This is a genomic window from Streptomyces rubellomurinus, assembly GCF_000961885.1.
GTDB lineage: Bacteria > Actinomycetota > Actinomycetes > Streptomycetales > Streptomycetaceae > Kitasatospora > Kitasatospora rubellomurina.
This window is the reverse complement of sequence record NZ_JZKH01000119.1, coordinates 1-19,369: the sequence shown is the minus strand read 5'-3', so window position 1 is coordinate 19,369 and position 19,369 is coordinate 1. Positions and strand designations below refer to the sequence as shown.

Genomic DNA, 19,369 nt, shown 5'->3' with positions numbered 1-19,369 from the left:
ACCCACCCCGCCCCCGCCCGGCCCGGCCCCGGCCAACTCCAGCCCCGGCACCCCGGAGCCCGGCCGCCCCGCCCCGGCACCGCCCGCGTCGGCCGCCCCCGACTGCGGCCGCTGCCCGCCCGGCCGTCCGCCCTCGTCCACCCGCACCGCCGACACCGAGGCCGCCGCCCCCGCCCCGTCGCCGCCCCGGTGCCCGGCCCACAACGCGACCACCGGCGCCGCCAGGACGGCCGCGAGCACCCCGGTGGTCACCACCCGCCGCCGGACCGCCAGCCCCCGGCCGGCGTCCGGCGCCCGGTGCCGGGGGAAGCCGCCCTGGTCGAAGCGCAGCCCCGGCTCGACCCCCCGCGCCCCGGTCGCCGGGCCGCCCGCCACCGGCGGGAACGCGACCTCCGCCGCCGGCGCCGTCAGCAGCGCCAGGCCCGACAGTCCGGCCGGGCCCTCCGCCGCCTCCCCGGCCACCCGCTCCGCCGTCCCCCGGCAGGTCGGGCAGTCCACCACGTGCTGCACCAGCTCCCGCCGCAGCGCCGGCCCGAGCACCCAGTCCCGCCAGGACTCCGCCCCGGCCCCGCCGAGCCGGTCCAGCTCCGGGCAGCTGCCCACGCCGAGCACCAGCAGCGCCGACCTGGTCCGGGCCACCTCCGCCTCGGCGCCCGCGAGCAGCGCCCGGGCCCGCTCGAACGGCAGGCCCAGCACCGCCGCGACCTCCAGCGGGGTCAGCCGGTGCCGCACCGACAGCTCCAGCGCCTCCCGCTGCTCCGGGTCGGTGCCGGCCGCCTCCGGCCAGGCGAGCGAGGCCAGTTCGCGCCGCCGCCGGGCCGCCTCGGCCTCCGGCAGCTCCGGGTCGGGCTCCCGGCCGGCCCCGTCCGCGAGCCGCCGCAGGCAGCAGTACCGGGCCAGCGAGAACAGCCAGGCCCGGAGCAGTCCGGGCTCGGCGAGCCGGGTGCCGTGCCGCCGTGCCAGTGCGCGGACCTCGCGCAGGGCGTCGGCGGCGGCGTCGTGCTCGCACAGCACCGAGAGGCAGTAGGTGAACAGCCCGTCCACCTGCCGGTCGTACGCCGCGAGCACGGCCTCGGCCCGCGTCCCGGCGGCGCCCCGCGCCGGCGTCCCGGCGCCGGTCCGCACTCCGGCGGCGCCCGGCGTCCCTTCGATACGCGTCGTCACCCGTCCGAAGGTAGGTTCACCGGACACCCGGGCCCCGCCATTCGGCGCGTATGTACTTCTTTCGGGTAACAACATCGCCCATCTGTGTGGTTGCCCGGCGCGCCCTCTGGCGCCCGCCACCCTCCCGCGTCACCACCCTCCCGCACCACCGACCACCCCGCCGCTGTCGGACCCAGCCGCTACCGTGGGCCGCATGCCTCCGCGTTCCAAGACCACCGCCAAGCCGCGCCCGGCCTACCGCTGCACCGAGTGCGGCAACCAGCTGCCCAAGTGGGTCGGCCGCTGCCCGGAGTGCAACGCCTGGGGCACGGTCGAGGAGTACGGCGCGGTGCCGATCCGCACCACCGCCGCCGGCCCGGTCAGCGCGCCCGCCCGTCCGATCGCCCAGGTGGACGGCCAGGTCGCGACGGCCCGTTCGACGGGCGTGCCGGAGCTGGACCGGGTGCTCGGCGGCGGGCTGGTCCCCGGCGCGGTGGTGCTGCTGGCCGGCGAGCCCGGCGTCGGCAAGTCCACGCTGCTCCTGGACGTCGCCGCCAAGGCGGCCACCGCGCAGCACCGCACCCTCTACGTCACCGGCGAGGAGTCGGCCGGCCAGGTCCGGCTGCGCGCCGACCGGATCGACGCGCTCTCCGAGCACCTCTACCTCGCCGCCGAGCAGGACCTCGGCGCCGTGCTCGGCCACATCGAGGCGGTCAACCCCGGCCTGCTGATCCTGGACTCGGTGCAGACCATCGCCTCCGCCGAGCTGGACGGCGCCCCCGGCGGCCCGGCCCAGGTCCGCGAGGTGGCGGGCGCGCTGATCCGGGCGTCCAAGGAGCGCGGCATGGCCACCCTGCTGGTCGGCCACGTCACCAAGGACGGCCAGATCGCCGGCCCGCGCCTGCTGGAGCACCTGGTGGACGTGGTGCTGAGCTTCGAGGGCGACCGGCACGCCAGGCTGCGGCTGATCCGCGGGGTCAAGAACCGCTACGGCGCCACCGACGAGGTGGGCTGCTTCGAGCTGCACGACGAGGGCATCGTCGGCCTGGCCGATCCGTCCGGCCTCTTCCTGACCCGGCGTGACAAGCCCGTCCCGGGCACCTGCCTCACCGTCACCCTGGAGGGCAAGCGCCCGCTGGTGGCCGAGGTGCAGGCGCTGATGGTGGATTCGCAGATCCCCTCCCCGCGCCGCACCACCTCGGGCCTGGAGTCGCCCCGGATCGCGATGATCCTGGCCGTGGTCGAGCGGCACGGCGGCGTGAAGCTCGGCAAGCAGGACATCTACACCGCGACGGTCGGCGGGGTGAAGCTCTCCGAGCCGTCCGCCGACCTCGCGGTGGCGCTCGCGGTGGCCAGCTCCTCCACCGACACCCCGCTGCCCAGCAACCTGGTGGCGATCGGCGAGGTCGGCCTGGCGGGCGAGGTGCGGCGGGTGACGGGCGTGCAGCGCCGGCTCGCCGAGGCGCACCGGCTGGGCTTCACCCACGCCCTGGTGCCGCCGGACCCGGGCAAGGTGCCCCCGGGCATGAAGGTGGTGGAGGTGGCCGACATCGGCGAGGCGCTGCGGGCCATCCCGGGCCGCCGCCGCTCGGCCGCCAAGCCGCGCGGGGAAGCACGGGGTGAGGCCTCGTCGGCCCCTCCGGCCCCCCGCGCACCCCGGGTCGCGGCCCACCCCGACGAGCTGATGGACGGCTGGGAGCCGCTCGACTCCGACGAACTGCGCTGACCCAAGCCCTGCCGAAGCCGCACGCAGTTAGACTTTCCCCAGTCTCATTGGCCAGAAGGCAGTACCGAGCGGTACTGAGCGACAGAGCAACAGACCGCGGACCGGCGCACGGCGCGAGGCGCGCGGCACGGGGTCGACCGGAGGAGTCACGTGGCAGCCAGCGACCGGGGGGCGGACAAGGCCTCCCGCGAGGAGGCCCTGCTGCGGGCCTCCCTCACCGCCATCGCGCCCGGCACCGCCCTGCGTGACGGTCTGGAACGGGTCCTGCGGGCCAACACCGGTGGCCTGATCGTGCTGGGCTTCGACAAGACCGTCGAGTCCATCTGCACCGGCGGCTTCGTCCTGGACGTCGAGTTCACCGCGACCCGGCTGCGCGAGCTGTGCAAGCTGGACGGCGCGGTGGTGCTCGACAAGGACATCACCAAGATCGTCCGGGCCGGCGTCCACCTGATGCCGGACTCCACCATCCCCACCGACGAGACCGGCACCCGCCACCGCACCGCCGAGCGGGTCAACCGGCAGACCGGCTACCCGGTCGTCGCGGTCTCGCACTCGATGCGCCTGATCGCCATGTACGTCAACGGCACCCGCCGGGTCCTGGAGGACTCGACCACCGTGCTGTCCCGCGCCAACCAGGCGCTGGCCACCCTGGAACGCTACAAGCTGCGCCTGGACGAGGTGGCCGGCACGCTCTCCGCGCTGGAGATCGAGGACCTGGTGACGGTCCGGGACGTCACGGCCGTCGCCCAGCGCCTGGAGATGGTCCGGCTGATCGCCACCGAGATCGCCGGCTACGTGCTGGAGCTCGGCATCGACGGCCGCCTCCTCTCGCTCCAGCTGGACGAGCTGATCGCGGGCGTCGAGCCGGAGCGCGAGCTGGTCGCCCGGGACTACTTCCCGGAGCGGGCCGCCAAGAAGGGCCGGACGGTCACCGAGGTGCTGGCCGACCTGGAGGCGCTCACCCACGCCGAGCTGCTGGACCTCCAGACGGTCGCCAAGGCGCTCGGCTACTCGGGCACGCCGGAGTCGCTGGACTCCGCCGTCTCGCCGCGCGGCTACCGGCTGCTGGCGAAGATCCCGCGCCTGCCCAACACGGTCATAGAGCGCCTGGTCGAGCACTTCGGCGGTCTGCAGAAGCTGCTCGCGGCCAGCATCGACGACCTGCAGACGGTCGAGGGCGTCGGCGAGACCCGGGCCCGCTCGGTCCGCGAGGGCCTGTCCCGCCTTGCCGAATCGTCCATCCTGGAGCGCTACGTCTGAGCCGCGCCCGGTCGGTGCCGACCGGACGCCCGGAACGCCGGAGCCCCCGACCGCCTCGCGGTCGGGGGCTCCGTTCGTCGGAGGGGGCGCTCAGCCCTCCAGCTTGATCTGCGCCCGGGCCACGACCTTCTCCCCGGAGATCCCGGTGAGCTCGGCGACCACCTGGTAGTTGCCGGCCGGCACCGGGGCGGCGTCGGGGCTGGCGCACTCGGGCTTGCTGCGGCTGCGGTCCCAGGTGAAGGTCTCGCCCTGGCTGCCGTTCGCCGGCACCTGCACCCACAGGTTGCCCTTCTCGGTCGGGCAGTCGGCGGAGGACCAGATGCGGTCGTTGGAGCTGACCGTGATCGCGGACGCGGTGCGGCCGAGGTCCACCCGGCAGGCGGCGCCGGAGTTCTTGACCGTCAGGACGAGCTGCTGCTTGTCCTTCGGCTGGTTCGGCTGCTGGTGGGGGGTCAGTTCGAGTGCCACCTGCGAGGAGAGGCAGACCGGGAGCTTCATGACGTCGCCCGTGTTCACCGGCGGATTGCCGCCGGTCCCGCCCGCCCCGCCGCCGGTGCCACCGCCGCCGGTGCCGCCGGAGCCCGGGTTGGCCCCCGTTCCCGTGCCGTTGATGCTCACGTCTCCGCCCGAGCCCCCGGAGCCCCCGGAGCCCCCGGAGCTGCCGGAACCGCCCGCGCCGCCCGAGCCGCCGCCGGGCGGGGCCGCCGGGCCGGAGGAGGGGGCGCCGGGCGTGATGGCCTGGGCCGGGGACTGGTTCGGGGACTGGGACGGTACGGCCTGGGCGGCCTTGCTCGGTGAGCCGCCGTCACCGCCTCCCTGATCGGTCATCAGCCAGGCGATCAGGGCGACGACCGCCACCACGGCGGCGAGCACGACGACGCGCCGGCGCCAGTAGATCGAGGCCGGCAGAGGTCCCACGGGTTGACGCAGAGAGGGCACGCCCAAACTCTACGAGACTGTGTGTGCCGGTTGACTCACCAACACCGCACAGTCGCCCCTTCCTTCACATGATCCGCCATTTGAGCCGTTCGAGGGAGCCTCCGTCCCCGGAATTCCGGTGAATTCCCCGCATCATCCGGACTTCACTCCTCCACTTCGGCTCGCCCGCCGGGCATGGGAGGATCGAAGGGCCATGACTGCCATCACCGACGCCACCGCCGCCCCCGGGCTGCCGATGCCCCTCCCGCTGCTGCACGAGACCGTCCTCGACTGGTACGAGGCCAGCAAGCGCGACCTGCCCTGGCGGGCCCCGGACGCCACGCCCTGGGGCGTCATGGTGAGCGAGTTCATGCTCCAGCAGACCCCGGTGAAGCGGGTGCTGCCCGCCTGGCAGGCCTGGATGGCCCGCTGGCCCACCCCGGCCGAGCTCGCGGCCGAGCCGGCCGGCGAGGCGGTCCGGGCGTGGGGCCGGCTCGGCTACCCGCGCCGCGCCCTGCGGCTGCACGCCGCGGCCGTGGCGATCACCGAGCACCACCTCGGCGCCGTCCCGGACGACCACGCGACGCTGCTCTCGCTGCCCGGGGTGGGGGAGTACACCGCCGCCGCGGTGGCCTCCTTCGCCTTCCGCCAGCGGCACGTGGTGCTGGACACCAACGTCCGCCGGGTCTTCGCCCGCGCGGTGACCGGCGTCGAGTACCCGGCCCAGGCCACCACCGCCGCGGAGCGCCGGACCGCGACCGCGCTGCTGCCGGCCGACGCCGAGACGGCGGCCACCTGGGCGGTCGGCGTGATGGAGCTGGGCGCGCTGGTCTGCACCGCCCGCGGCCCGGAGTGCGGGGACTGCCCGCTGTTCGCCCACTGCGCCTGGCAGCGGGCCGGCTGCCCGCCGTACGAGGGCCCGGCCCGGCGCGGTCAGACCTACGAGGGGACGGACCGCCAGGTGCGCGGCAAGCTGCTCGCGGTGCTGCGCGAGGCGCACGGCTCGGTCGAGCAGGCCCGGCTGGACGCGGTCTGGCCGGACGCCGTGCAGCGCGCCCGGGCCCTGGACGGCCTGGTCGCGGACGGCCTGGTCGAACCGGTCGAACAGGGCGTCTACCGCCTGCCCCAGTGACGACGACGGCGCCCCGGGAGGAATCGATTCCTCCCGGGGCGCCGTCGTCGTCACGGGCCGGTCAGGCGGCGGCCGCCTCCAGCGAGGGCTCGGCCGGCTTGTCGGCGCCCGGGCCGGCGCCGCGCAGCGGCACCTCGCGGATGAACACCGCGGCGGCGAGCGCGATCACGGCCACGCCCGCACCCCACAGGAAGACGGTGTGCATGCCGTTGGACACCGCGTGGTGGTACGCGTCCTGCAGGAAGTCGGGCTGCTGGCGCAGGTCCGCCGGGCTCATCTGCCCCGGGTCCTTCAGGCCGCCGGGGGGCAGCTGCTTGCCGGCCAGCTGCTCCTTCATGGTGTCGGCGACCCGGTTGTTGAACAGCGCGCCGAACAGCGCGACGCCGAACGAGCCGCCGATGGTGCGGAACAGGGTGGCGGTGGAGCTGGCCACGCCCATGTCCTTGAGCTCCGCGCTGTTCTGCGCGAGCAGCATGGTGATCTGCATCAGGAAGCCCATGCCCGCGCCGAGCACGATCATCCAGCAGGCCGAGACGAAGCTGCTGGTGCCGGTGCCCATGGTGGAGAGCAGGATCATGCCGGCGGTCATCACGACGGTGCCGATGATCGGGAAGATCCGGTACTTGCCGGTCTTGGTGACGACCTGGCCGACCACCAGCGAGACGACCAGCATGCCGAACATCATCGGCATCAGCAGCAGGCCGGAGTTGGTGGCCGAGGCGCCCTGGACGATCTGCTGGTAGAGCGGCAGGAACACGGTCGAGCCGAACATCACGAAACCGACGATGAAGCCGATGATCGAGACCATCGTGAAGTTCCGGTTGCGGAACAGGCTCAGCGGCAGCATCGGCTCGTCGACCCGCTGCTCCACGTAGCAGAAGGCGATCAGCGCGGCGAGCGCGAGCACCGTCAGGCCGATGATGTGCTTGGAGCCCCAGGCGTACTGCTGGCCGCCCCAGGTGGTGATCAGGGTCAGCGAGACGATGCCGGTGGTGAGCAGCAGGGCGCCCAGGTAGTCGATCCGGGCGTTGTTGCGGACCTTCGGCAGCTTCAGGGTGACGGTGACGACGGCGAGCGCGATCACGCCGAGCGGCAGGTTGATGTAGAAGGTCCAGCGCCAGCTCAGGTGGTCGGTGATGAAGCCGCCGATCAGCGGGCCGCCCACGGTGGCCAGGGCCATCACCGCGGCGAACATGCCCTGGTACTTGCCGCGCTCGCGCGGCGGGACGAGCGCGCCCATGATCGACATGACACCGACCATCAGGCCGCCGGCGCCCAGGCCCTGGAGGGCGCGGAAGCCGATCAGCTCGCTCATGTTCTGCGACAGGCCGGACAGCGCCGAGCCCACCAGGAAGATCACGATCGAGGTCAGGAAGGTGCCCTTGCGGCCGTAGAGGTCGCCGAGCTTGCCCCAGATCGGGGTGGAGGCGGCGGTGGCCAGGATGTACGAGGTGACCACCCAGGACAGGTGCTCGGCGCCGCCGAGCTCGCCGACGATCGTCGGCATCGCGGTGCCGACGATCAGGTTGTCGAGCATGGCCAGCAGCATGGTGACGACCAGGCCGATCATCACGAGGCGGATCTCGCGGGGCGACCGCGGCTGCTCCTCCTCGGTCGTCTTGCCCTCCGGTTCCGGGCCGGCGGTCTTGGACTGTGACATGAGGTGGGGTCTCCCGGAGGTCTCTCGGACGAGCTTCGCGGACGGGCGTCGCGCCGCGCTGCGGCGGCGAGAGGGGCTCACTTACTTGTCGCCCGGCTAGTTTATCGATCGTCGGCACGGTAGGTTGTTTCCTAGCCGGTCGTCAAGCCAGTTTCCCGAGCGGCCTCCCGGGCAGGGAGAATGTGCCCGGGGCGGACGTCCACCCGGGGTCCGCAGCAGTAGTCACCGACGCAGTCATGAGGCAGGCCATGGGCACACCGCACAGCCCCCGCAGCGACACCCGGGCTCGCATCATCGAGGTGTCCCTGGAGCTCTTCTCGGAGCGGGGCTACGAGCAGACCTCGCTGCGCGAGATCGCCGACCACCTGGGTGTCACCAAGGCCGCGCTCTACTACCACTTCAAGACCAAGGACGACATCGTCCTCGGCATCGTCGACCGGATGTCCGCGCCGATCGACGAGACCATCGAGTGGGGCCGGAAGCAGGACTGGAGCCCCGAGCTGCGCGACGAGCTGATCCGCCGCTTCGCGGACGGCATGGGCGCGCGGGCGCCGCTGCTGCGCTTCTTCCACGAGAACCAGCCGGCGATGCGGGAGTCCCCGGCGGGCCTGGCCTTCCGGGAGCGGATCGTCACCATGATGCAGCTGGTGCAAGGGCCGGGCGCGGACTTCCAGGACCGGCTGCGGGCCGCGATGTCGCTGTTCACCATCCACTCGGCGATGTTCCTGCTCCAGCAGGACAGCAAGGACAGCAAGGACAGCGAGGACGGCAAGCACGGCGACGCCCTGGACGGCCGCTGCGACCCGATCGAGGACGTGTGGGGCGAGCCGAAGCGGACGGCGACCATCGAGGAGGCCACCGAGGCCGCCCGGGCGGTCGCCCTGGAGATCGCCGGCCGGATCGCCGACCCGACCCGTCCCTGAGCCGCGCGGAAGAGGGGCCCGCCGGTCAGAACGCGGTGACGCCGTGTCCGGCGAGGTACGCGATCGGGTTGACCACCGCGCCGTAGCGGTTGCTGGTGCGGATCTCGAAGTGCAGGTGCGGCCCGGTCGAGTTGCCGGTGCTCCCGGACAGGCCGATCCGCTCGCCCGCCGACACGTGGTCGCCGGCCGCGACGGAGACCGCGGACAGGTGCGCGTACTGCGCGAAGTGCCCGTCCGCCAGCCGCAGGACGACCTCCTTGCCGTACGCGCCGTCCCAACCGGCCGACACCACGGTCGCGTTGCCGACCGCGAGCAGCGGCGTGCCCGGGGCGACCGCGAAGTCCACCCCGGTGTGGTACCCGGCCGCGTACTCGGAGTTGGCGACGCCGTACGGGTTGCTGGTCGGCGCGTCCGGCGCCGGCGCCGACCACTCGGGGGCGGGTGCGGGAGCCGGGTCGGGCGCGGGTTCGGGTTCCGGAGCCGCCGCGGCGGCGGCGGGCGGCTCGGCCGGCAGCAGGTTGGCGGCCACCGCGACGAACTCCTGCGCCGAGTCCCCGTCACCCGGCAGCCGGTACGGGCTGGGCCCGGCCACCTGGACGATCCCGGGGCTGGGCACCGCGGCCTGCGGCGCGGTGAAGGCCGAGGCCCCCGGGGTGGTGGGCCGCACGGTCTGTGCCGCGGCACTGCCGGGCGTGGCCACCAGCAGCGCGCCGGCGAGCAGCACCGCGGCCGCTCCGGCGGAGACCACCGCCTGGTCGCGCTCGGCCCGCTGCCGGCTGCCCGGCAGGGTGGCGTGCCGGGGTGCGGCGATCGAGCCCAGCGGTGCGGCGTGGGTGCGGACGGTGCGGAGGGTACGGCCGAGCCGGGGCTGCCAGGCCGCCGCCTGGGCCACCGCGCGGGCGGCGAGTCGGCGCAGGGCCGGCTGCACGGGCGGGACGTCGGACATCGGTTGCCGTACCTCACGGATCGTAGGAGGGCAGCACGAAGGGCCCGTTCCGGGCGTGTGCTGAGCGGGGGACCACTCAGGTGTAACCGTCACCGAGCCGACTCCCAAACGCGGTGACGTACTACGGCGTGTAGTCAGCGTGGCGCCGGAGATTCAAGCTGACGGAGTAATGATCATGAGATCGGATGGTCCTCACCTGGGCCGCCATCGCGGGCCGTCGCGCCGCCCGTGCTACTACCGCCGCTCGTACCGCTCCCGACCGCTGTGACGAGCCCCACCCGGCGCGGTGGTTCGAGCCCGCCGCGAACCCGCCGCGGGCGCCGCGAACGCGAAAGCGTCCGGCCCGCCCCCGCGTGGTGCGGGGACGGGCCGGACGGACGGCGGTCAGGGCCGCCTGGTCGGACTCCGCGGAGCCGGAGCTCCTACGGTTCGCTCGGTCAGATGTTGTCGACCGGGCGGACGCGGATCCAGGTCTCGAGGTAGTTCGAGGACTCGTTCTCGACCTCGATGCTGGTGCCGGTCTTCGGGACGTTCACGCCGCTGTACGGGTCGTCCTTCGACCACCAGGTCTTCAGGTCGTTGAACTCGTCGACGCCCTTGGACTTCGGGATGACCGTCTCGACACCGTTCTTGTGCAGCGTCAGCGAGCCGACGCGGCGCGAGCCGAAGGGCGAGTCGAAGCCCTGCATGCGCGGACGCATCAGGGAGCCGTCCGACCACTTCATCGACGTCGGGTGCGAGTCGATCGGCAGGATCAGGCCCTGGCCCGGGTGGGCGCTGACGTTGTTGTCGGTCTGCGACTCGTCCCAGTACCAGATCAGCAGACCGGGCTGGTAGGAGTAGTGCTCGACCCAGTTCGGCTTGGCGGCACCGAAGCCGAAGTTGTACGGGCCGGTCTTCAGCGTCTGGTCGAACGACACGTACTGCCGGTTCTCCGCGATGTAGTACTGCGCGTAGTCCTTGGTGTACGAGCCGCCGAAGCGGGTGAAGCCGTCCGCGGTCCAGCCGTTGTCACCCTTCTCGACGTCGTCGCTGAACACGGTGGCGCCGTCGGCGGTCACCGAGATGTCGTCGACCGCGAGGCCGCGGTAGTGCAGGCCGCCGTCGGTGGTGTTGTGGTAGCGGAACTTGACGGCCTTGCCGGCGTACGCGTCCAGGTTGAACGACAGGTCGCCCCAGGCGGCGGTCAGGCCGCTGAGGGCCGGGCGGCCGTTCTCCTTGGGCAGCGCGGCGCCGTTCCAGGTGCCGTCCACGACGGTCCAGTTCTTGCCGCCGTCGGTGGAGACCTCGCCGAAGGCGTAGTCGAAGTCCGGCTCCAGCTCGTACCAGGCCTTGGCGTTGATGCTGGCCTTGGTCTTGCCGGTCAGGTCGATGTCACGGGTCAGCGAGACGTTGAGGTTGTCGGCGCTGCCGCTCCACCACTCGGTGCTGCCGCCGAACGGCTTGTTGATGTCGGTGGTGATGCTCTTCTTCGGCAGGTCCACGATCAGCGCCTGCGGCAGCTTGGAGTTGTACTCCGCCGGGCCGATGTGGTGCGTCGACTCGGTGCCCGCCTTGGCGTGGTCGGCGTTCAGCCACCCGAGCTTGAACTTGCTCCAGGCGTCGAAGTCGTCCGGCATGTCGCCGATGCTGTTCTTGCCCTCACCCAGCCAGGAGCCGGAGGACATGATGGACCAGAAGCCGACCGAGTTGTCGATGCCCTTGCCGGCGGTGTCGTAGAGGTCCGGCAGACCGAGGTCGTGGCCGTACTCGTGGGCGAAGACGCCGAGGCCGCCGTTCTCCGGCTGCATCGTGTAGTCGCCGATCCAGAGGCCGGTGTCGCCGACCTGGACTCCGCCGAGCTTGTTGCCCGTCGGGCCCGCCTGGCCGGTCAGGTTGCCGTAGACGTAGCTGCGGTGCGCCCACAGGGCCTTGCTGCCCTGCTTGCCGCCACCGGCCGACTTGTCCTCGCCGGCGTGCACGATCTGGAAGTGGTCGATGTACCCGTCGGGCTGGTTGAAGTTCCCGTCGTGGTGCGAACCGTAGCGGTCCCACTGGTCGTACTGGGCCAGGGTCGCCTTGATCTGCTCCGGGGTCTGACCCTTCGCCACCTGGTCCTTGTACCAGATGTCGACGGCGTCACGGATCAGGTCCTGGGCGCTCTGGCAGACGTTGGAACCGCAGTAGTCCGAGCCGTACCGGGCCTCGTTCCACGGCACCCGCACCCAGTCCGAGACCACGCCGTCGACCGAGTAGCGGCCCGAGGACTGCTTCTCGTAGTAGGTCTTCAGCGAGGGCTTGTCCTTGGAGAAGTACAGGTCCTGGTAGTGCTGCTGGTTGTAGTCGGCCTGCCAGGCGGTCGAGTTGTTGGTGGCGCTGTCCGGCTTCTCGATCTCGTTGTGCTTCGGACCGGCCTCGCCGCCGTACTTGACCTTGCCGTCCGGCGTCTTGGTGGTGTTGTCCACCTGGTCGCCGAAGTCGACGAGGATCGTGAAGATCTTGTCGGTGCGCTCGCGCTTGAGCTCGACGTACTTGTCCTTGCCGAGCTTCACGCTGGTCGAGCCGTTGTGCTCCTCGACCTGGGCGGTGCCGTCGAGCAGCTGCTGGGTGGCGGCCTTCTGCTCGGCCTCCATCTTCGCGGTCAGCGGGCCCGGGATGTTGTGCTCGGTGTTGACGGCCTGGACGGCGTCGGCCGGGTCCCGCGGCAGCGGGGCCGAGTCGGCGGCGACGGCGCTGCCCGGGAACAGCCCGGCGCCGAGCGTGACTATGACCGCCGCGGCGGTGGTGACCGCCGCAGCTCTCCTGGTGGTCTTCAACGTTGTGACGTCCTCCCCGCCGGGGCCGACTCTTGGCCAAGGCCCGGTAAACCAATATGAAAGACAGGTGGACGACATTTGACCGAAGTGAGGTCGGAAAAGATAGACCTTGACCGTGACATGGCCACGGCGCTATGCTCGCCGACCTTCTGTCAGGTGACGAACCGTTCGAAAACCCCAGGCCCCGGGCCCTGCAAGGATGTTCGGTACGCAAAGAGCCCCCGGCGCGAACGCCGGGGGCTCTTTGCTGTGAAGTTGTCTGTTAAATGTTGGTTTACTTCGTCAGATCAGGACCGGACGAAGCGACCTCGGCGGGGGTGTCGGCGACGGCCGACTTCTCCTCGCCGCGGAAGGTGAACTTGGCTTCCTTGCCCTCGCCCTCGACGTCGACGACGACGATGTGGCCGGCCCGCAGCTCACCGAAGAGGATCTTCTCGGAGAGGTGGTCCTCGATCTCGCGCTGGATGGTGCGGCGCAGCGGACGGGCACCCAGGATCGGGTCGTAGCCGCGCTTGGCGAGCAGCTTCTTGGCCTCGACGCTGAGCTCCAGGCCCATGTCCTTGTCCTTGAGCCGCTCGTCCACCTTGGCGATCATCAGGTCGACGATCTGGATGATGTCGTCCTCGGACAGCTGGTGGAACACCACGATGTCGTCGACGCGGTTCAGGAACTCGGGGCGGAAGTGCTGCTTGAGTTCCTCGCCGACCTTCGCCTTCATCCGCTCGTACCCGGTCTGGGTGTCACCCGTGGCCGCGAAGCCCAGGTTGAAGCCCTTGGAGATGTCCCGGGTGCCGAGGTTGGTCGTCATGATGATGACGGTGTTCTTGAAGTCGACCACGCGGCCCTGGGAGTCGGTCAGGCGACCGTCCTCCAGGATCTGCAGCAGCGAGTTGAAGATGTCCGGGTGGGCCTTCTCGACCTCGTCGAAGAGGACGACCGAGAACGGCTTGCGGCGGACCTTCTCGGTCAGCTGGCCGCCCTCCTCGTAGCCCACGTAGCCGGGCGGGGAGCCGAACAGCCGGGAGACGGTGTGCTTCTCGGAGAACTCGGACATGTCGAGCGCGATCAGCGCGTCCTCGTCGCCGAACAGGAACTCCGCCAGCGTCTTGGACAGCTCGGTCTTACCGACGCCGGACGGACCGGCGAAGATGAACGAACCGCCGGGGCGCTTCGGGTCCTTGAGGCCCGCACGGGTGCGCCGGATGGCCTGCGAGAGCGCCTTGATGGCGTCCTTCTGGCCGATGACGCGCTTGTGCAGCTCGTCCTCCATGCGCAGCAGGCGGGAGGTCTCCTCCTCGGTCAGCTTGAAGACCGGGATGCCGGTGGCGGTGGCCAGGACCTCGGCGATGAGCTCCTCGTTGACCTCCGCGACGACGTCCATGTCGCCGGCCTTCCACTCCTTCTCGCGCTTGGCCTTGGCCTGCAGGAGCTGCTTCTCGTCGTCGCGCAGGGACGCGGCCTTCTCGAAGTCCTGCGCGTCGATCGCGCTCTCCTTCTCGCGGCGCACGTCGGCGATCTTCTCGTCGAACTCGCGCAGGTCCGGCGGCGCGGTCATCCGGCGGATGCGCATCCGGGAGCCGGCCTCGTCGATCAGGTCGATCGCCTTGTCCGGCAGGAAGCGGTCCGAGATGTACCGGTCGGCCAGGGTGGCGGCGGCGACCAGGGCGGCGTCCGTGATGGAGACCCGGTGGTGGGCCTCGTAGCGGTCGCGCAGACCCTTGAGGATCTCGATGGTGTGGGGCAGCGAGGGCTCCGCGACCTGGATCGGCTGGAAGCGGCGCTCCAGCGCGGCGTCCTTCTCCAGGTGCTTGCGGTACTCGTCCAGGGTGGTGGCACCGATGGTCTGCAGCTCGCCGCGGGCCAGCATCGGCTTCAGGATGCTGGCGGCGTCGATGGCGCCCTCGGCGGCGCCCGCGCCGACCAGGGTGTGCAGCTCGTCGATGAACAGGATGATGTCGCCGCGGGTGCGGATCTCCTTGAGCACCTTCTTCAGGCGCTCCTCGAAGTCACCGCGGTAGCGCGAGCCGGCCACCAGCGCGCCCAGGTCCAGCGTGTAGAGCTGCTTGTCCTTGAGCGTCTCCGGGACCTCGCCCTTGACGATCGCCTGGGCCAGGCCCTCGACCACGGCGGTCTTGCCGACGCCGGGCTCACCGATCAGCACCGGGTTGTTCTTGGTGCGGCGGGACAGCACCTGCATGACCCGCTCGATCTCCTTCTCGCGCCCGATGACCGGGTCGAGCTTGGCCTCGCGGGCGGCCTGGGTGAGGTTGCGGCCGAACTGGTCCAGGACCAGCGAGGTCGACGGGGTGCCCTCGGCGGGCCCGCCGGCCGTGGCCGACTCCTTGCCGCCGCCGGCCTGGTAGCCGGAGAGCAGCTGGATGACCTGCTGGCGCACCCGGTTGAGGTCGGCGCCCAGCTTCACCAGGACCTGGGCGGCGACGCCCTCGCCCTCGCGGATCAGGCCGAGCAGGATGTGCTCGGTGCCGATGTAGTTGTGGCCGAGCTGCAGGGCCTCCCGGAGCGACAGCTCCAGGACCTTCTTCGCCCGGGGGGTGAAGGGAATGTGGCCGGACGGGGCCTGCTGGCCCTGGCCGATGATCTCCTCGACCTGCTGGCGAACGGCCTCAAGAGAAATCCCGAGGCTCTCCAGGGCCTTGGCGGCGACGCCCTCGCCCTCGTGGATCAGACCCAGGAGGATGTGCTCGGTGCCGATGTAGTTGTGGTTGAGCATCCGGGCTTCTTCCTGAGCCAGGACGACAACCCGCCGCGCGCGGTCGGTGAACCTCTCGAACATCGTTTATCGCTCCTCAGAGCGGTCGGGCAGTTCGGGGTCCGTCCCCGCCCTGTCCTTCCGCATGCTAGTCCCGCTCAGCGGCGCGGCCCACGGATTCACTCCCCGGTAGAGGAGCGAGATGCTGCGCGACCAGCCGACACCAATCCCAACCTGATGATGGGAAACGGTGTTCCCACAGGTGGGCCGGATGCACCGGAATCCGCTACGCCATCGGCGAACAAGAGCCGCCGGTGCGGAGTCGGACCGGCCGCGCCGGTCGCCCATACTGCCCCTGGACGGGTCGAAGAACCCGTCCACCTGCATTCATACCCGGTATCGGGGCGGTTCTCGCGCAGTTTCCGCGGTGGCGGTGTTCGCCTGGCGAGAAGTCGGGCCGCTGTGACGGCGGTTCAGCGCCGACCCGGCCGGCCGGTGCGCCGTTCCGGTGGTGTCCGCGTTACCGCTACGCCCCTACAGCGTTGCACAGCTCGTGATTGTTCCGCCGCCCGAGCCCGGCGCCGGTTCCCCGGCGGGCCCGCGCGGGCGTGCCGCGGGGCGCGGAGGAGGCCCCTCCGCGCCCCGCGCGTGTGTCGTCGTCCCCGTGCGCGACGGCCGGGGCCCCGCACCCGCTCCGGCCTGCCGGCGGTGCCGGGGTCAGGCCACGTTGGCCTTGTCGTAGGCCTCGCGGACCAGGCTCGGCACCCGGCCGCGGTCGTTGACCTCCATGCCCTGCTCCTTGGCCCACGCGCGGATCTTCGCGGTGTCCGGAGCGCTGCCGCCGGCCGGGCGCTGCGCCGCGCCACGACCCGGGCGACGGGCGCCGGCGAGCCGACCGCTCTGCTTGCGACCCTTCTCGACGTAGGGCGCCAGCAGGCCGCGGAGCTTGTCCGCGTTGGCGCTCTTCAGATCGATCTCGTAGGCAACGCCGTCGAGCGCGAACGTCACCGTCTCGTCCGCCGACCCGCCGTCGAGATCGTCTTCAAGAATGACCTGCACCCTCTGTGCCACGGGCTTCCCTTTCCGCTAAACGACCCATTGCCTAAGGAAAGGAAAGCGCCTTTCTGCGGAAAACACAAACCCTTGACCGGCGCGGACCGCCTCAGAGGTGGAGCAGCATGCGCGAGTTGCCCAGAGTGTTGGGCTTCACCCGCTCCAGGTCGAGGAACTCCGCGACACCTTCATCGTACGAGCGGAGAAGTTCTTCATAGACGTCCGTGGCGATCGCCGCCGGGTCCGCCGTGGCGTCATCGGCTTCCTGAAGCTCACCGATCTCGACGAAACCGTGTTTCGCGAAGAACCCCACCTCGAACGTCAAGCAGAAAATCCGACGGACGCCGAGCCAGCGCGCCGTCTGCAACAGCTTCTCCAGCAACTGGTGCCCCACCCCGAAGCCCCGGCAGGACGGATCGACCGCGAGGGTGCGGACCTCGGCGAGGTCCTCCCACATCACGTGCAGTGCGCCGCAGGCCACCACCGTGCCGTTGTCGTCGCGTTCGGCGACCCAGAACTCCTGGACGGATTCGAACAGTGTGACCGTGGGCTTGTCCAGCAGAATGCCGTCGCGCGAGTAGGCGTCGATGAGGCCGCGCACGGCCCGCACGTCGGTGGTCCGCGCACGGCGGATGGTGACCTCCATGGGCGGGACGTTATCGCGTCGCGCCGGGCGCGGTCTCCCCGGTATCCGGTCCGGCCGCCGCGGAATCCGCCGGGGGCGGATCGGGCGGGAACAGCGCGGCGACCCGCAAGGCGTCCCGCAGCGCTTCGCGCTGCTCCGGCGACATCAGTCCGAAGAAGTGCACCAGGGCGGCCGCCGGATTGTCGCTGGTGGCCCACGCGTCGTTCATCAGGGCCGCGGTGTAGGCCTCTCGGGACGAGACCGGTTCATATCGATAGGCCCGGCCGGCCCGCTCCCGGCGCAGCCAGCCCTTTCTGTGCAGCTTGTCCAGGACGGTCATCACCGTGGTGTACGCGATTTCGCGTTCCGACTGCAGATCCAGGAGAACCTCGCGAACCGTGACCGGTCGGTTCCACCGCCACACCCGGGTCATGATGGCGTTCTCTAGTTCGCCGAGTTGCCGGACCATAGTGCGGCCAGGATAGGGAGTGAATGGGGCAAATCTTGTGAAGTGCGCCAAACCGGCGCGCCGCCACTCCCGCTGATCGGGAATGGCGGCGCGCCGGTGCTTCGAGCGGCTGACGGCGTCAGTCGAGGTCTTCCTTGGCCTTCTGGGCCCCGCCCTGGCTGCGGACGATGGCCCGCACCAGGAAGCCGAAGCCGATCGCCATGACCAGCGGCGGCACGATCGCGCTGACGTAGTCCATCAGGTCACTCCTCCTCGGTCTTCTCCGCCGTCGCGGCGGAAGCCTTCGGTTCCGGCTTCACCAGCGGGAAGAGCACGGTCTCCCGGATGTTCTTGCCGGTGAGCAGCATGATCAGGCGGTCCACGCCGAGGCCGAGGCCACCGGTCGGGGGCATCGCGTACTCCAGGGCGCGCAGGAAGTCCTCGTCCACCTGCATCGCCTCGACGTCGCCGCCGGCCGCCAGCAGCGACTGCGCGGTCAGGCGGGCGCGCTGCTCGACCGGGTCGACCAGCTCGGAGTAGGCGGTGCCGATCTCGGTGCCGAAGATCACCAGGTCCCACTTCTCGGCCACGCCCGCGATCGAGCGGTGCTGGCGGGTCAGCGGGGAGACCTCGGTCGGGTAGTCCTTGATGAAGGTCGGCCGGACGGCGTTCTCCTCCAGCAGGCGCTCGACCATCTCCAGCACGATCTGGCCGTGGCCCCACTCCTTCTCGAACGGGATGCCGTGCTCGGCGGCCAGCTTGCGCAGCTCCTCGACGGTGGTCGCCGGGGTGACCTCGACGCCCAGGTGCGCGGAGATGCCCGGGTAGACGCTGACCTCCTCCCACGGCTCGGCCAGGTCGATCTCGTGCTCCACGCCGTGCGCGTCCACGCCCTTGATCACCGTGGTGCCCAGGGCGTCCCGGGCGGCGTTGACGATCGTCTCGCGGATCAGCTCGGCCTGGGTGTCGTAGTCGCCGTAGGCCTCGTACGACTCCAGCGAGGTGAACTCCGGGTTGTGGGTGGAGTCCGCGCCCTCGTTGCGGAAGTTGCGGTTGATCTCGAAGACCTTCTCGGCGCCGCCGACCACCAGCCGCTTGAGGTACAGCTCGGGGGCGATGCGCATGTAGAGGTCGATGTCGTACGCGTTGATGTGCGTCTTGAACGGACGGGCGTTGGCGCCGCCGTGCACCGGCTGCAGCATCGGGGTCTCGACCTCGATGTAGCCGCGGTCCTCGTAGGTGCGGCGGATCGAGCGGACGACCTTGCTGCGCAGGTGCAGGATCTCGCGCGCCTCGGGGTTCACGATCAGGTCGACGTAGCGCTGGCGGACCCGGGCCTCCGGGTCGGTCAGGCCCTTGTGCTTGTCCGGCAGCGGCCGCAGGCACTTGGCGGTCAGCTCCCAGCGGTCCACCATCACCGACAGCTCGCCGCGCTTGGAGGTGATCACCTCGCCCTCGACGCCGACCTGGTCGCCCAGGTCGATGTCGGCCTTCCAGGCCGCCAGCCGCTCGGCGCCCAGCTTGTCCAGGGAGAGCATCACCTGGAGGTCGCCGGTGCCGTCGCGCAGGGTGGCGAAGCAGAGCTTGCCGCCGGTGCGGGACAGGATGACCCGGCCGGTGATGCCGGCCCGCTCGCCGGTGGCGGTGTCGGGCTCCAGGTCGGGGTGCTTGGCGCGGAGGTCCGCGATGGTGCTGGTGCGGGGGAAGCCGACCGGGTACGGGTCGACACCGGCCGCCCGGAGCCGGTCGAGCTTCTCGCGCCGGACGCGCATCTGCTCGGGAAGGTCGTCGGTCGCGGGAACAAGGCTCTGATCGCTCACCCCACAAGGGTAGCCAGCCGCACGCCGTGCTCCGCGACCGGATAACGACTGGGGGAGGGCGCCGCTCGGCGCCCTCCCCTCTTCGTGCCGCCGGCGGGCTCAGCCGGTGCCGGTGGCGAGTTCGACGTCCTCGGGCGCGGAGTCCGCCGGGGGTTCGGGGCGGGCGGGGGGCTTGGGCCGGCGGCCGAAGAGCTCGGCGGGGGTGGGCAT

12 protein-coding genes and 2 pseudogenes are annotated in these 19,369 nt (G+C 71.3%); 4 read left to right on the top strand and 10 right to left on the bottom strand.

The annotated features are described in order from the left end of the window. Positions 1 to 1,164 (bottom strand): annotated as a pseudogene (locus VM95_RS42950) (sigma-70 family RNA polymerase sigma factor); the annotation flags it as partial. Between the two features lie 193 nt (positions 1,165 to 1,357). Here VM95_RS42950 and radA point away from each other — a divergent pair. Beyond that, a complete protein-coding gene (gene radA / locus VM95_RS34110; RefSeq protein ID WP_045704367.1) occupies positions 1,358 to 2,869 on the top strand; it encodes a DNA repair protein RadA in 1,512 nt (503 codons plus the stop codon). A 201-nt stretch (positions 2,870 to 3,070) separates the two neighbouring features. After that, on the top strand, positions 3,071 to 4,129 hold the full coding sequence (disA, locus tag VM95_RS34105; RefSeq protein ID WP_045704365.1) for a DNA integrity scanning diadenylate cyclase DisA: 1,059 nt from the start codon (positions 3,071 to 3,073) through the stop codon (positions 4,127 to 4,129). Between the two features lie 90 nt (positions 4,130 to 4,219). Here the strand turns inward: disA and VM95_RS42945 are convergent, their stop codons facing one another. Beyond that, entirely contained in the window at positions 4,220 to 5,047 is an 828-nt protein-coding gene (locus tag VM95_RS42945) for a hypothetical protein (protein ID WP_052707742.1), read from the bottom strand. 256 nt (positions 5,048 to 5,303) lie between these two features. Here VM95_RS42945 and VM95_RS34095 point away from each other — a divergent pair, with 256 nt between their 5' ends. Then, positions 5,304 to 6,179, top strand: a complete 876-nt coding sequence (locus VM95_RS34095; protein WP_244179056.1) for an HhH-GPD family protein — start codon at positions 5,304 to 5,306, stop codon at positions 6,177 to 6,179. A 61-nt stretch (positions 6,180 to 6,240) separates the two neighbouring features. Here the strand turns inward: VM95_RS34095 and VM95_RS34090 are convergent, their stop codons facing one another. Next, complete coding sequence (locus VM95_RS34090; protein WP_045704354.1) at positions 6,241 to 7,839, bottom strand: MDR family MFS transporter; 1,599 nt, start codon at positions 7,837 to 7,839, stop codon at positions 6,241 to 6,243. Between the two features lie 248 nt (positions 7,840 to 8,087). Here VM95_RS34090 and VM95_RS34085 point away from each other — a divergent pair, with 248 nt between their 5' ends. Then, positions 8,088 to 8,762, top strand: coding sequence for a TetR/AcrR family transcriptional regulator (locus VM95_RS34085; RefSeq protein ID WP_052707741.1), 675 nt, complete (start codon positions 8,088 to 8,090; stop codon positions 8,760 to 8,762). Positions 8,763 to 8,787: 25 nt separating this feature from the next. On the opposite strand, the gene VM95_RS43875 is transcribed toward VM95_RS34085, so the two are convergent. The 7 genes and pseudogenes from VM95_RS43875 to lysX all read right to left on the bottom strand — a co-directional run. Further along, the gene (locus VM95_RS43875; protein ID WP_052707740.1) at positions 8,788 to 9,708 is read right to left on the bottom strand and encodes a M23 family metallopeptidase; all 921 of its coding nucleotides are present in this window, start codon (positions 9,706 to 9,708) and stop codon (positions 8,788 to 8,790) included. A 437-nt stretch (positions 9,709 to 10,145) separates the two neighbouring features. Beyond that, positions 10,146 to 12,503 carry an immune inhibitor A domain-containing protein gene (locus VM95_RS34075; protein ID WP_045704351.1) on the bottom strand — a complete coding sequence of 786 codons (2,358 nt, stop codon included), beginning with the start codon at positions 12,501 to 12,503 and terminating at the stop codon, positions 10,146 to 10,148. A gap of 274 nt (positions 12,504 to 12,777) precedes the next feature. Beyond that, on the bottom strand, positions 12,778 to 15,297 hold the full coding sequence (locus tag VM95_RS34070) for an ATP-dependent Clp protease ATP-binding subunit (RefSeq protein ID WP_045704349.1): 2,520 nt from the start codon (positions 15,295 to 15,297) through the stop codon (positions 12,778 to 12,780). 633 nt (positions 15,298 to 15,930) lie between these two features. Continuing rightward, on the bottom strand, positions 15,931 to 16,284 hold the full coding sequence (locus VM95_RS34065) for a histone-like nucleoid-structuring protein Lsr2 (RefSeq protein WP_045704347.1): 354 nt from the start codon (positions 16,282 to 16,284) through the stop codon (positions 15,931 to 15,933). A 91-nt stretch (positions 16,285 to 16,375) separates the two neighbouring features. Continuing rightward, positions 16,376 to 16,912: an amino-acid N-acetyltransferase gene (locus VM95_RS34060; RefSeq protein WP_045704344.1), complete on the bottom strand. Its 537-nt coding sequence runs from the start codon at positions 16,910 to 16,912 to the stop codon at positions 16,376 to 16,378. A 10-nt stretch (positions 16,913 to 16,922) separates the two neighbouring features. Next, positions 16,923 to 17,360, bottom strand: a complete 438-nt coding sequence (locus VM95_RS34055; protein ID WP_045704342.1) for a BlaI/MecI/CopY family transcriptional regulator — start codon at positions 17,358 to 17,360, stop codon at positions 16,923 to 16,925. Positions 17,361 to 17,602: 242 nt separating this feature from the next. After that, positions 17,603 to 19,159, bottom strand: a pseudogene (lysX, locus tag VM95_RS34045) (bifunctional lysylphosphatidylglycerol synthetase/lysine--tRNA ligase LysX); the annotation flags it as partial. Positions 19,160 to 19,369: the final 210 nt, after the last annotated feature.